Source organism: Streptomyces sp. NPDC005791, from assembly GCF_042871485.1.
Lineage (GTDB): Bacteria > Actinomycetota > Actinomycetes > Streptomycetales > Streptomycetaceae > Streptomyces.
Genome location: NZ_JBIAIP010000015.1, coordinates 63,970 through 76,366, shown reverse-complemented (window position 1 = coordinate 76,366; position 12,397 = coordinate 63,970). Strand labels below are relative to the sequence as shown.

The following is a 12,397-nucleotide window of genomic DNA, read 5'->3' as shown; positions in this document are numbered from 1 at the left end:
CCTGAACCACTCACACGCCCGGGCCGTGAGACCTTGTGGTCCCGCTTTTCGCACGGCACAGCGCCGCTCGCGGAAGCGGGACCTGTGGCTCCGCACGCGAGACACAGGTCTAAACCAATTCCCGGCAGACACTTGTCACCTGGCCCGCAGCCTGATGAGCTGTCCCCCGGGACACAACGGACACCCTGGGAATGGGAGATGTCGTGAGTAACGAAAGCCTGGCCAATCTGCTCAAGGAGGAGCGGCGGTTCACACCGCCTGCCGATCTGGCCGCGAACGCCAACGTGACAGCGGAGGCGTACGAGCAGGCCGAGGCGGACAGGCTGGGCTTCTGGGCCGAGCAGGCCCGCCGCCTGGCCTGGGCCTCGGAGCCGACCGAGACGCTCGACTGGAGCAACCCGCCCTTTGCGAAGTGGTTCGCGGACGGCAAACTCAACGTCGCGTACAACTGCGTGGACCGGCACGTCGAGGCGGGCAACGGGGACCGGGTCGCGATCCACTTCGAGGGCGAGCCCGGCGACAGCCGCGCGATCACCTATGCGGAGCTGAAGGACGAGGTCTCCCGCGCGGCCAACGCACTCACCGAACTGGGCGTCGGCAAAGGTGACAGGGTCGCCGTCTACCTGCCGATGATTCCGGAGGCGGCCGTAGCGATGCTGGCCTGCGCCCGCATCGGCGCAGCGCATTCGGTGGTCTTCGGCGGCTTCTCCGCGGACGCCATCGCCGCGCGTATCCGGGACGCCGATGCCAAGGTCGTCATCACGGCCGACGGCGGCTATCGCCGCGGCAAGCCCTCGGCGCTCAAGCCCGCCGTGGATGACGCCGTCTCCCGCATCGACACCGTCGAGCATGTCCTCGTGGTCCGGCGCACCGGACAGGACACCGCATGGTCCGAGGGCCGGGACGTCTGGTGGCACGAGATCACCGGCAGGCAGTCGGCCGAGCACACACCCGAGGCCTTCGAAGCGGAGCATCCGCTCTTCATCCTCTACACCTCGGGAACCACGGGTAAGCCGAAGGGCATCCTGCACACCTCCGGGGGCTACCTGACCCAGACGGCGTACACCCACCACGCTGTCTTCGACCTCAAGCCCGAGACGGACGTGTACTGGTGCACCGCCGACATCGGCTGGGTCACCGGGCACTCGTACATCGTCTACGGCCCGCTGGCCAACGGCGCGACCCAGGTCATGTACGAAGGCACGCCCGACACGCCCCACCAGGGACGCTTCTGGGAAATCGTCCAGAAGTACGGGGTCACGATCCTCTACACCGCGCCGACCGCGATCCGTACGTTCATGAAGTGGGGAGACGACATCCCCGCCAAGTTCGATCTGTCGTCGCTGCGCGTCCTCGGTTCGGTCGGTGAGCCGATCAACCCCGAGGCGTGGATGTGGTACCGCAAGCACATCGGTGCCGACAACTGCCCGGTCGTGGACACCTGGTGGCAGACCGAGACCGGCGCCATGATGATTTCGCCGCTCCCCGGTGTCACGGCGGCCAAACCCGGTTCGGCCCAGCGGGCCCTGCCCGGCATCTCCGCCACTGTCGTGGATGACGAGGCCCGCGAGGTGCCCGACGGCGGGGGCGGCTATCTCGTCCTCACGGAGCCGTGGCCGTCGATGCTCCGCACCATCTGGGGTGACGACCAGCGCTTCATCGACACCTACTGGTCACGCTTCGAAGGCAAGTACTTCGCGGGCGACGGCGCCAAGAAGGACGAGGACGGTGACATCTGGCTGCTCGGCCGGGTCGACGACGTCATGCTCGTGTCCGGGCACAACATCTCGACCACGGAGGTCGAGTCGGCCCTCGTGTCGCACCCCTCGGTCGCCGAGGCCGCCGTGGTCGGCGCCAACGACGAGACGACCGGTCAGGCCATCGTCGCCTTCGTGATCCTGCGCGGTACGGCCACCACATCCGAGGAGCTGGTCGCCGAACTGCGCAACCACGTCGGCGCCACGCTCGGGCCGATCGCGAAGCCCAAGCGGGTCCTCCCGGTGGCGGAGCTGCCAAAGACCCGGTCCGGTAAGATCATGCGCCGCCTGCTCCGTGACGTCGCCGAGAACCGCGAACTGGGTGACGTCACGACGCTCACCGATTCCTCGGTCATGTCCCTCATCCAGACGCAACTGCCCGCCGCGTCCTCGGAGGACTAGAGCGGGCCGGGACGGACCACCGTCACGGTTGGCACAGCCTCGGAGGGACATCCGGCACATCACCGGGTGCCCCTCCGGGCGTCCGGGGCAGGGCTCCTCCGGCGATGCGGGCACGAAGGACGTCGCAGTCCCGCCACGGGGCGTCCCACACCACATACGGGTAGCGTTCTGACACCCCGGGTAGAGTGGTGGTTTCGTCCACGCAGCGCTTCGCGAGAAGCGCATCCGACGAAGGCCGTCGGCTCGAGCAGCTGACGTCAACAACCACATAGGACATCTCCACAGGGGCGCCGGGAAGTCTGGTCGGCATGTGATCCGCCATGCCACCACTGCCGTGAACCGACCCGGAGGTCTCCCCCGTGGCCACGCCCGCCCCCCCGTCCGACCGACGCAGCACCCTGTTCGGCCGGCTGTCCCTGCCCGAGCGGAACTACGTCGCCGAGGCCCTGCGCACCGAGACTGTCGGTGGCGTCATCCTGCTGGTCGCGGCCGTGGCCGCGCTGGTGTGGGCGAACACCTTCGGATCGAGTTATGCGGCCGTCAGCCGCTTCCACTTCGGGCCGGAGACCCTGGGACTGGATCTCTCGGTGGCCCACTGGGCGGCCGACGGACTGCTCGCCGTCTTCTTCTTCGTCGCAGGAGTCGAACTCAAGCGTGAGCTGGTAGCCGGGGAGCTCCGTGACCCCCGGGCCGCGGCCCTGCCCGTCGCCGCGGCACTCTGCGGCATGGCAGTCCCCGCCATCGTCTACGTGCTGACCGTCGTGCTCGGCGGGGGGTCCGCTGCCGGCTGGGCCGTCCCCACCGCCACCGACATCGCGTTCGCACTCGCCGTCCTCGCGGTCATCGGCACCTCGCTGCCGTCGGCGCTGCGCGCCTTCCTCCTGACGCTCGCCGTCGTCGACGACCTCTTCGCCATCCTCATCATCGCGGTCTTCTTCACCGAGAACATCGACTTCCTCGCGCTCGGAGGTGCCTTCGCCGGTCTGGCCGTGTTCCACGTGCTGCTGCGCGCACAAGTGCGGGGCTGGTACATCTACCTCCCGCTCGCCTTGGTCATCTGGGGGCTGATGTACAACAGCGGCATCCACGCCACGATCGCCGGTGTCGCCATGGGCCTCATGCTCCGCTGCACCAGGCGTGAGGGCGAGGCCCACTCCCCCGGCGAACACATCGAGCACCTGGTGCGCCCTCTGTCGGCGGGTGTCGCGGTACCGCTGTTCGCCCTGTTCTCGGCCGGTGTCACCCTCAAGGGCGACGCCCTGGCCGGCGTCTTCACCCGGCCCGAGACGCTCGGTGTCGTTCTCGGTCTGGTCGTCGGCAAGACCGTCGGCATCTTCGGCGGCACCTGGCTCGTCACCCGCTTCACCAAGGCGGAACTGAACAAGGACCTCGCCTGGGCGGACGTCTTCGCGGTGGCCACGCTGGCCGGCATCGGCTTCACCGTCTCGCTGCTCATCGGGGAACTCGCTTTCACCGGCGACGAGGACATGATCAACGACGTGAAGGCGGCGGTCCTCGTCGGTTCCCTGATTGCCGCCGTACTCTCCGGTGTACTGCTCAAACTGCGGGTACGCAGATACAGGGCGCTGTACGAAGCCGAGGAACTCGACGCGGACGAATCCGGGATACCCGACGTCTACGAGCAGGACGACCCGGAGTTCCACCTGCGGATGGCCGCGCTCCATGAGAAGAAGGCTGCCGAGCACCGCCGCCTTGCCGAACGGGCGGGGGCAGCGAGCGGCAAGCCGGACAGTCCGGCATGATCTGACATCGGATGTACGGAAGAGGAAAGGGAGTCAGGGATGAGCGACCCCGGCAACTACGCGGGCAGTACCGACCGTAGTATCGGACAATTGTTCGCTTCGGCGACTGCCGAGATGTCCGCGTTGGTGCACGACGAAATCGCCCTGGCCAAGGCCGAGGTGCGTCAGGACGTCAAGCGCGGTGTGATCGGCAGCGTGGCGTTCATCGTCACGGGCGTGCTGATCCTGTTCGCGATCCCCGTGCTGAGCTTCGCCGCGGCTTACGGGATCCACAATCTCGGGCTCGGGCTTGCCTGGTCGTTCCTGATCGTCGGCGGCGCGTTCGTCCTGCTGGGGATTCTGCTCGCCCTCTTCGGGCTCGCGAAGTTCAAGAAGGTCAAGCCGCCGGAGAAGTCCATCGCCTCGGCCAAGCAGACCGCGGCGGTCCTGCAGGGTGTCAAGCCGCACCCCCGCCCCGCCGTCGGCGCACGTGCGATCGAACAGGCGCAGGGCAGCACGCTGGCGGACAAGGCCATCGAGAACCGCCCTGTCCAGGACAAGGCGGTCCCTGTGACACGCTCGTCCGCATGACCGACCCCGATTTCAGTGCATCCGGCCCGGTGGGGCCGCTGAGAGGGGCTGCCGGTACCGGCAGCCCCGTCCGCCTCGACGGGCCGTGGACCCACCGTGATGTGGCGGCCAACGGCGCGCGCTTCCACATCGCCGAGCTCGGCGACGGGCCGCTGGTGCTGCTGCTGCACGGTTTCCCGCAGTTCTGGTGGACCTGGCGTCATCAGCTGACCGCCCTGGCCGACGCCGGCTATCGCGCGGTCGCGATGGACCTCCGCGGGGTCGGCGGCAGCGACCGTACGCCCAGGGGTTACGACCCTGCGAACCTGGCACTTGACGTCACCGGTGTGATCCGCTCGCTCGGCGAGCCGGACGCGGCTCTCGTGGGCCACGACATGGGTGGCTACCTCGCCTGGACGGCCGCGGTGATGCGGCCGAAGCTGGTCCGGCGGCTCGTGGTGTCGTCGATGCCTCATCCGCGCCGCTGGCGTTCCTCGATGCTCTCGGATCCCGCGCAGTCCCGGGCCGGGTCGCACATCTGGGGTTTCCAGCGACCGTGGGTTCCGGAGCGTCAGCTCGTGGCGGACGACGCGGCGCTGGTCGCCCGGATGATCCGCGACTGGGCGGGTCCGCGCACCCCCGACTTCCCCGACGACCGGACCATGGACGTCTACCGGCGCGCGATGTGCATCCCGTCCACGGCCCACTGCTCGATCGAGCCGTACCGCTGGATGGTGCGCTCCCTCGCACGTCCGGACGGTGTCCAGTTCAACCGGCGGATGAAGCGGCCGGTCCGTGTACCGACACTGCATCTCCACGGTTCGCTCGATCCGGCGATCCGGACACGCAGTTCCGCGGGTTCCGGCGAGTACGTCGAGGCGCCGTACCGGTGGCGACTTTTCGACGGTCTGGGTCACTTCCCCCACGAGGAGGATCCTGTCGGCTTCTCGACCGAACTCGTCAACTGGCTCAAGGACCCCGAGCCCGACCGGTAGACGACGCGTACGGGTGTCCGACGAACAGCCATTTGCCTGCTGCATAAGCCAATTGGCTGACGCGCGAACGATTACCGACCTTGGGTCACGGGCAGACGTCGGGGTATGGGTTGGACGCGCGACTTCAACGACGCAGCACGCAACCGCCGCTCGACCGCTCCCGCCGGTCCGAGCATTCACGAGGGGGGCGGCTCACGGGACCGGGTACACGATGTGAGCGATCTTCATGATCTCCGACTGGGCATTCCGCGCATCCTCCACCGCCGGGCCCGCTGGGTCTCGGCGCGCCTGCGCCATCCCCGTGGATGACGCAGGAACTGTCGCACCGTACGCCCACGCCCGGCCTGATCCGGACGCAGGACCTCAGAGCGCGCAGCCCTGGCTGTCGACCTGCTGGACCGTGGACCTGCCGAGCTCGATGTCCTCGCGGATCTCGTCGGCCGTCAGCGCGTAACCCGTGTCCGGGTCGTCGAGCGACTTGGCGAACACCACTCCGTACACCTTGCCGTCCGGAGTGAGCAGCGGACCGCCGGAGTTGCCCTGCCGGACGGTCGCGAAGAGCGAGTAGACATCACGTCGCACGGTGTCCCGGTGGTAGATGTCCGGGCCGTTGGCGTCGATACGGCCCCGGATGCGGGCGGAGCGTACGTCGTAGGCGCCGTTCTCCGGGAAACCGGCGACGATGGCGCTGTCACCGCTCGCCGCGTCCTTGTCGGTGTCCGTGAAGCGCAGCGGCTCGGCGTCGAGGTCCGGGACGTCCAGTACGGCGATGTCACGCTGCCAGTCGTAGAGGACGACCTTGGCGTCGTACAGCCGGCCCTCGCCACCGATCTGTACGGTCGGCTCGTCGACGCCGCCGACCACGTGGGCGTTGGTCATCACCCGGCGGTCGGAGAAGACGAAACCGGTTCCCTCGAGGACCTTGCCGCAGCCCGGCGCCATGCCGACCACCTTGACGATGGACTTCTTGGCACGGGCGGCGACGGGGCTTCCTGCCAGGGCCGGGTCCGGGGGTTCGACGTCGGTGATGGGCTCGTTGGCGAAGGGGCTGAAGACCTGCGGGAAGCCGTTCTGCGCCAGGACCGAGGAGAAGTCCGTGAACCAGCTCGAGGCCTGATCGGGCATCACCCGTGAGACTCCGAGCAGGACCGAGGAACTGCGGACCTCCTTGCCCAGCGTGGGCAGTGACGTGCTGGCCAGCGCGGAGCCGATCAGCCAGGCCACCAGCAGCATGGCCACCACGTTGACCAGCGAACCGCCCGTGGCGTCCAGGGCGCGCGCCGGCGACCACGTGATGTACCGGCGAAGTTTGTTACCGAGGTGGGTGGTGAACGCCTGGCCCACGGAAGCACACACGATCACGATCACGACCGCGACGATGGCGGCGGTGGAGGAGACCTCCGACCCGTCGGTCGCCTGGTCCCAGATGACCGGCAACAGGTAGACGGCGACGAGGCCGCCGCCCAGGAAGCCGATCACGGACAGGATGCCGACGACGAAACCCTGGCGGTAGCCGATGACCGCGAACCACACGGCGCCGACGAGCAGCAGGATGTCCAGCACGTTCACCGTCTATAGCCTCGCAGATTCGTCACCTGGCCCGTCCGGTTCGACGGGGTCCGGGCCAGGCCCGGAACAGCGCAGCACGGGAGTCAGCCTGTCATGCGCGCCAGTCGAGCGGCACCTGCCTGGTCCTGTCCCAGGGGCGTTCCCACCCCGCGTAGTGCACGATCCTGTCGATCACGCCGGCTGTGAACCCCCACACCAGTGCGGATTCGACCAGGAATGCGGGGCCTTTGTGGCCGCTCGGATGCACAGCGGTCGCACGATTGGCCGGGTCCGTGAGATCCGCCACGGGGGCGGTGAAGACCCGGGCCGTCTCGGCCGGATCGACGACACCCACCGGGCTGGGCGTCCGCCACCAGCCGAGGACGGGCGTGACGACGAAGTGGCTCACCGGGATGTAGAGCCGGGGCAGCACACCGAAGATCTGGACCCCGGCCGGATCGAGCCCGGTCTCCTCCTCGGCCTCCCGCAGCGCGGCCCTGAGCGGCCCGGTGGTCGCGTGGTCGCCGTCCTCGGGGTCGAGGGAGCCTCCGGGGAAGGAGGGCTGGCCGGCGTGGGAACGCAGGGAGCCGGAGCGTTCCATGAGGAGCAGCTCCGGACCGCGCTCGCCCTCGCCGAAGAGAACCAGCACTGCTGACTGCCGCCCGGCGCCGCTCTCGGGCGGCAGGAATCGGCTGAGCTGCTGAGCCCGCACGGTCCGCGCCGCCCGGGCCACGGGCTCGAGCCAGGCGGGCAGCCCGTCGGTCGAGACGGTGACCGCGCTGTCGTGGGGCGCGCCCGTCTCGGAGGTGGCCGCGTCGGCTGCGGCTCGTGTGGTCTGTGCGTGTGTCATAGGCACCCCCGTCGTTCCAACGCCTGTCGTCGGCCATTTCGTTCCACGCGGGCCCGGCCCGTAGGCCGCGGAGGGACCCGCACGGGCCGGTTGCCCCTTCGCCCCGCAGGAAGCCCGCTCACCCGGCTCCCAGCGGCGGGGCGGGGCTGCCCGGATAGTCCGGGGGCGGGCTGAGGCGCTGTCCCGGGTAGCCGCCCATCTCGTACTTCAGAAGCTTCTTAGCCTTCTCGGGATCCGTCTCGCCCTCCCCGTAGGAGGGGCAGAGCGCGGCGATCGGGCAGGCGCCGCAGGCGGGCTTGCGGGAGTGGCAGATGCGGCGGCCGTGGAAGACCACCCGGTGCGAGAGCATCGTCCATTCGCTCTTCGGGAAGATCGCGGCGATCTCCGCCTCGACCTTCTCCGGGTCCTCCTGCTCGGTCCATTTCCAGCGGCGGACCAGACGGCCGAAGTGGGTGTCCACCGTGATGCCGGGGACACCGAACGCATTGCCGAGAACGACGTTGGCCGTCTTGCGCCCGACACCGGGCAGCTTCACGAGGTCCGCCAGCCGGCCCGGGACCTCTCCGCCGAAGTCGTCCCGCAGGGCGGCCGACAAGCCCATGAGGGACCGCGCCTTGGCCCGGAAGAATCCGGTCGGCCGGATGATTTCCTCCAGCTTCTCGGGCACGGCGGCAGCCATGTCCTCGGGCGTCGGATAGGCGGCGAAGAGCGCCGGGGTGGTCTGGTTGACCCTCAGGTCGGTGGTCTGGGCGGAGAGGACCGTGGCCACCAGGAGTTCGAAGGGGTTACGGAAGTCCAGCTCGGGGTGCGCGTACGGGTAGACCTCGGCGAGCTCCCGGTTGATCCGGCGGGCACGGCGGACCATCGCGAGGTGCGACTCCGGCTTCGAGGCCCCGCCCGACGCCATCCCCGTCGATGACTTTGCGGCTTTTTTCTCACTTCGTACGAACTGTTCGCCCACAGCGGAATTCCTGTCTCCCAGCACCCCATCAGCCCCCTCCGCCTGTGCTCCCACCGGCGTTCCGGACACTCGGCCAGCCTAGAGCCAGGGGCGGACATCCACCCCGGTCACCGACCATTCACGCCCGATCGGCCCCCTGCCGTAGGGTCCGGCACGCCCGTGCGTCAAACTGGTTTGTGATCGATCGCACTGTTTTACCGTCCGGCATCATGGAAACGACGCTTCCCTGAACAGGCCGACAAGGAGAGAACTCGTGGACGACGTTCTGCGGCGCGCCCCGCTTTTCGCGGCGCTCGATGACGAGCAGGCCGCGGAGCTCCGCGCCTCGATGAGTGAGGTGACCCTCGCACGCGGCGACGCGCTGTTCCACGAGGGCGACCCGGGCGACCGCCTGTATGTGGTCACCGAGGGCAAGGTGAAGCTCCACCGCACCTCCCCCGACGGGCGGGAGAACATGCTGGCCGTCCTCGGCCCCGGCGAGCTGATCGGAGAGCTGTCGCTCTTCGACCCGGGACCGCGCACCGCGACCGCCACCGCGCTCACCGAGGTCAAGCTGCTCGGCCTCGGTCACGGAGACCTCCAGCCCTGGCTGAACGCCCGGCCCGAGGTGGCCACGGCCCTGCTGCGTGCCGTCGCCCGCCGCCTGCGCAAGACCAACGACCAGATGTCGGACCTGGTCTTCTCCGATGTGCCGGGACGCGTCGCCCGTGCGCTTCTCGACCTGTCGCGCCGCTTCGGTGTGCAGTCGGAGGAGGGCATCCACGTCGTGCACGACCTGACGCAGGAAGAGCTGGCCCAGCTGGTCGGTGCCTCCCGCGAGACGGTCAACAAGGCGCTCGCGGACTTCGCGGGCCGCGGCTGGCTGCGGCTCGAAGCACGCGCCGTGATCCTTCTGGACGTGGAGCGGCTGGCGAAGCGGTCCCGCTGACGCCCCACCCCGTACGCGCGCCGGAAGGGCCCCACCGTGCGGTGGGGCCCTTCCGCGTCACCCGGGGGGCGTGCGGGCCGAGTCTCAGATCAGGCCGTGCTCGGTCAGGTATTCCAACTGGGCCCTGACCGAGAGCTCCGCCGCCGGCCAGAGGGAACGGTCCACGTCCGCGTACACCGCCGCCACGACCTCGGCAGCCGTCCGGTGCCCGGACTCCACGGCCGTCTCGACCTGAGCGAGGCGGTGCGCCCGGTGGGCGAGGTAGAACTCGACGGCGCCCTGGGCGTCCTCGAGAACCGGGCCGTGCCCGGGAAGCACCGTGTGCACACCGTCGTCGACCGTCAGCGAACGCAGCCGCCTCAGGGTGTCCAGGTAGTCACCGAGCCGGCCGTCCGGGTGCGCGACGAGCGTCGTGCCGCGCCCCAGGATCGTGTCACCCGTCAGTACGGCCCGGTCGGCGGGCAGGTGGAAGGAGAGCGAGTCCGCGGTGTGTCCCGGGGTGGGGACGACCCGGAGTTCGAGCCCTCCCGTGGTGATCACGTCGCCGGCCGTGAGCCCTTCGTCGCCCAGCCTCAGCATCACGTCCAGGGCGCGTACCTTCGTGCGCGTGAGCCCGGCGAAACGGGCGGCGCCCTCCGCGTGGTCGGGGTGCCCGTGCGTGAGCAGGGTGAGACCGACGCGCCTGCCCGCCCTCTCCACGGTGTCGACGACGGCCCGTAGGTGTACGTCGTCGAGCGGCCCCGGGTCGATCACGACCGCGAGGTCGGAGTCCGGTTCCGCGACGATCCAGGTGTTCGTGCCGTCCAGGGTCATCGCCGATGCGTTGGGGGCCAGGACGTTGACCGTCCGGGTGGTGGCGGGCCCGGAGAGCACTCCGCCGCGAGGCTGCCCGGGCAGCGCCGCCGCGTCACTCATGACGGGTCCCCTCCGTGGCCGTGCCGTCGCCCGTGGACGAAGCCGGCCCACCGGCCGCCGGGACGAGTCTGGTGAACTCGTCGTGCCCCGGCCAGCTGAGCACCAGCTCGTCGCCCTCCATGCGGGCCTCTGCCAGCACGGGAGCGAGGTTCCGGGAGTCCGCCGCCTCCAGCGCCTCCGCGGTCGTCCCGTACGGCCTCAGCGCCCGCAGGGTGGCCACGGTGGGCGGCATCATCAACAGTTCGCCCTTGTCGTAGCCGTCGGTGGCGTCCCCGGGTCGGATCCACACCGTCCGGTCGGCCTCGGTGGAGGCGTTCCGGGTGCGCTGGCCCTCCGGGAGCGCCGCCACGAAGAACCACGTGTCGTAGCGTCGCGGTTCGAACGCCGGGGTGATCCAGCGGGCCCACGCGGCCAGCAGGTCGGAACGCAGCACCAGGCCGCGGCGGTCCAGGAAGGCGGCGAAGGACAGCTCGCGGGCGACCAGCGCCTCGCGGTCGGCCTCCCAGTCGGCACCCGTGGTGTCGCTCACGACGGTGTCGGCGGTCGGCCCGGCCAGCAGGACGCCCGCTTCCTCGTACGTCTCACGGACCGCGGCGCAGACGACCGCCTGCGCCTCGGCGGCCGTGTCGAGACCAAGGCGGCCGGCCCAGGTGTCCTGGGACGGTCCCGCCCAGCCCACGAGGTGGTCGTCGTCGCGCGGGTCGACCCCGCCACCCGGATAGGCGTACGCGCCGCCGGCGAAGGCCATGGAGGTGCGCCGCCGCACCATGTGCACCCAGGGGCCGGCCTGCCCCTGGGTGTCGTCCCGGAGCAGCATCACCGTGGCCGCGCGCCTGGGGGTCACGGCCGTCAGCTCGCCGCTGGCGAGGGCCCGGATCCGGGCGGGCCATTCCGGTGGGTACCACTGACCGTTGGGCATGGCCGGAGGCTATCCGGAACCGCGCCGATGTTCGAGGGGTCCCGGGCATCGATGCCTGCCCCTTACATCGGCCCCCTCACCTCCGCCTCCCGCGTCTGCCCCGTACAGGCGTGATCCCGTCCGGTCGGGCGACCGGACGGGATCGGGAGGTGCGGGATCAGGGGGTACGGGATCAGGCGTCGACGAGCTCGACCTGGACCTCGACCTCCACCGGTGCGTCCAGCGGCAGCACCGCGACGCCCACGGCGCTGCGGGCGTGCACGCCCTTGTCGCCCAGGACCGCGCCCAGCAGCTCGCTGGCGCCGTTGACGACTCCCGGCTGCCCGGTGAAGTCGGCGGCCGAGGCGACGAAGCCCGTGACCTTCACGACCCGTGCGATCCGGTCCAGGTCACCGGCGACCGACTTCACCGCCGCCAAGGCGTTCAGCGCGCAGGTCTTCGCCAGCTCCGCGGCCTCGTCCGGCGTCACCTCGGCGCCGACCTTGCCGGTCACCGCGAGCTTGCCGTCCACCATCGGAAGCTGCCCGGAGGTGTAGACGTACACCCCTGACCGCACGGCCGGCTGGTACGAGGCCAGCGGCGGTACGACGTCGGGGAGCGTCAGGCCGAGTTCGGCGAGCCTCGCCTCGACGGTGCCCGCCACTACGGCTTCTCCCGCTTCAGGTAGGCCACGAGCTGCTCGGGGTTGTTCGGGCCGGGAACGACCTGGACCAGCTCCCAGCCGTCCTCGCCCCAGGTGTCCAGAATCTGCTTGGTCGCGTGCACGAGAAGGGGCACGGTCGCGTATTCCCACTTGGTCATGAGCCGACT

General features: G+C 69.8%; 13 protein-coding genes. 6 read left to right on the top strand and 7 right to left on the bottom strand.

Features of this window, described 5'->3' with window-relative positions; translation table 11 throughout:
* Window positions 1–191: 191 nt before the first annotated feature.
* The 5 genes from acs (at window position 192) to ACFYSH_RS26680 (ending at window position 5,775) form a co-directional block, all read left to right on the top strand.
* Complete coding sequence (gene acs, locus ACFYSH_RS26700; RefSeq protein WP_388755883.1) at window positions 192–2,159, top strand: acetate--CoA ligase; 1,968 nt, start codon at window positions 192–194, stop codon at window positions 2,157–2,159.
* A gap of 359 nt (window positions 2,160–2,518) precedes the next feature.
* Entirely contained in the window at window positions 2,519–3,922 is a 1,404-nt protein-coding gene (gene nhaA, locus ACFYSH_RS26695) for a Na+/H+ antiporter NhaA (RefSeq protein ID WP_388755880.1), read from the top strand.
* Window positions 3,923–3,961: 39 nt separating this feature from the next.
* Window positions 3,962–4,492: a phage holin family protein gene (locus ACFYSH_RS26690; protein ID WP_359469087.1), complete on the top strand. Its 531-nt coding sequence runs from the start codon at window positions 3,962–3,964 to the stop codon at window positions 4,490–4,492.
* Entirely contained in the window at window positions 4,489–5,466 is a 978-nt protein-coding gene (locus ACFYSH_RS26685; RefSeq protein WP_359469084.1) for an alpha/beta hydrolase, read from the top strand. Before ACFYSH_RS26690 ends, ACFYSH_RS26685 begins: the two co-directional genes overlap by 4 nt.
* Before the next feature lie 105 nt (window positions 5,467–5,571).
* The gene (locus ACFYSH_RS26680) at window positions 5,572–5,775 is read left to right on the top strand and encodes a hypothetical protein (RefSeq protein WP_359469081.1); all 204 of its coding nucleotides are present in this window, start codon (window positions 5,572–5,574) and stop codon (window positions 5,773–5,775) included.
* 54 nt (window positions 5,776–5,829) lie between these two features.
* On the opposite strand, the gene ACFYSH_RS26675 is transcribed toward ACFYSH_RS26680, so the two are convergent.
* The 3 genes from ACFYSH_RS26675 to nth form a co-directional block, all read right to left on the bottom strand.
* On the bottom strand, window positions 5,830–7,035 hold the full coding sequence (locus ACFYSH_RS26675; protein ID WP_388755876.1) for a MarP family serine protease: 1,206 nt from the start codon (window positions 7,033–7,035) through the stop codon (window positions 5,830–5,832).
* Window positions 7,036–7,126: 91 nt separating this feature from the next.
* Window positions 7,127–7,864 (bottom strand): CoA pyrophosphatase, encoded by a 738-nt coding sequence (locus tag ACFYSH_RS26670; protein WP_359469075.1) that lies wholly within the window; start codon window positions 7,862–7,864, stop codon window positions 7,127–7,129.
* A gap of 118 nt (window positions 7,865–7,982) precedes the next feature.
* The gene (gene nth, locus ACFYSH_RS26665; RefSeq protein WP_359469072.1) at window positions 7,983–8,771 is read right to left on the bottom strand and encodes an endonuclease III; all 789 of its coding nucleotides are present in this window, start codon (window positions 8,769–8,771) and stop codon (window positions 7,983–7,985) included.
* A 307-nt stretch (window positions 8,772–9,078) separates the two neighbouring features.
* Between nth and ACFYSH_RS26660 the strand changes: the two genes are divergently transcribed.
* On the top strand, window positions 9,079–9,753 hold the full coding sequence (locus tag ACFYSH_RS26660; protein WP_014046869.1) for a Crp/Fnr family transcriptional regulator: 675 nt from the start codon (window positions 9,079–9,081) through the stop codon (window positions 9,751–9,753).
* Between the two features lie 84 nt (window positions 9,754–9,837).
* Here the strand turns inward: ACFYSH_RS26660 and ACFYSH_RS26655 are convergent, their stop codons facing one another.
* The 4 genes from ACFYSH_RS26655 to ACFYSH_RS26640 all read right to left on the bottom strand — a co-directional run bounded on the left by ACFYSH_RS26655 (window position 9,838) and on the right by ACFYSH_RS26640 (window position 12,388).
* Entirely contained in the window at window positions 9,838–10,668 is an 831-nt protein-coding gene (locus tag ACFYSH_RS26655; protein ID WP_388755872.1) for an MBL fold metallo-hydrolase, read from the bottom strand.
* Complete coding sequence (locus tag ACFYSH_RS26650; RefSeq protein ID WP_359469066.1) at window positions 10,661–11,587, bottom strand: NUDIX hydrolase; 927 nt, start codon at window positions 11,585–11,587, stop codon at window positions 10,661–10,663. The genes ACFYSH_RS26655 and ACFYSH_RS26650 overlap by 8 nt, the downstream gene beginning before the upstream one ends.
* A 172-nt stretch (window positions 11,588–11,759) precedes the next feature.
* Window positions 11,760–12,230, bottom strand: coding sequence for a RidA family protein (locus tag ACFYSH_RS26645; protein WP_359469064.1), 471 nt, complete (start codon window positions 12,228–12,230; stop codon window positions 11,760–11,762).
* Window positions 12,230–12,388 (bottom strand): DUF4177 domain-containing protein, encoded by a 159-nt coding sequence (locus tag ACFYSH_RS26640; protein ID WP_019992579.1) that lies wholly within the window; start codon window positions 12,386–12,388, stop codon window positions 12,230–12,232. Before ACFYSH_RS26640 ends, ACFYSH_RS26645 begins: the two co-directional genes overlap by 1 nt.
* Window positions 12,389–12,397: the final 9 nt, after the last annotated feature.

Bases quoted from the DNA above. Each gene is read 5' to 3' on its own strand.
- ACFYSH_RS26670 (WP_359469075.1), bottom strand. From the start codon at position 7,864: ATGACACACGCACAGACCACACGAGCCGCAGCCGACGCGGCCACCTCC.
- ACFYSH_RS26680 (WP_359469081.1), top strand. From the start codon at position 5,572: ATGGGTTGGACGCGCGACTTCAACGACGCAGCACGCAACCGCCGCTCG.
- ACFYSH_RS26640 (WP_019992579.1), bottom strand. From the start codon at position 12,388: ATGACCAAGTGGGAATACGCGACCGTGCCCCTTCTCGTGCACGCGACC.
- ACFYSH_RS26655 (WP_388755872.1), bottom strand. From the start codon at position 10,668: ATGAGTGACGCGGCGGCGCTGCCCGGGCAGCCTCGCGGCGGAGTGCTC.
- ACFYSH_RS26690 (WP_359469087.1), top strand. From the start codon at position 3,962: ATGAGCGACCCCGGCAACTACGCGGGCAGTACCGACCGTAGTATCGGA.
- acs (WP_388755883.1), top strand. From the start codon at position 192: ATGGGAGATGTCGTGAGTAACGAAAGCCTGGCCAATCTGCTCAAGGAG.
- ACFYSH_RS26650 (WP_359469066.1), bottom strand. From the start codon at position 11,587: ATGCCCAACGGTCAGTGGTACCCACCGGAATGGCCCGCCCGGATCCGG.
- nth (WP_359469072.1), bottom strand. From the start codon at position 8,771: ATGGCGTCGGGCGGGGCCTCGAAGCCGGAGTCGCACCTCGCGATGGTC.
- ACFYSH_RS26685 (WP_359469084.1), top strand. From the start codon at position 4,489: ATGACCGACCCCGATTTCAGTGCATCCGGCCCGGTGGGGCCGCTGAGA.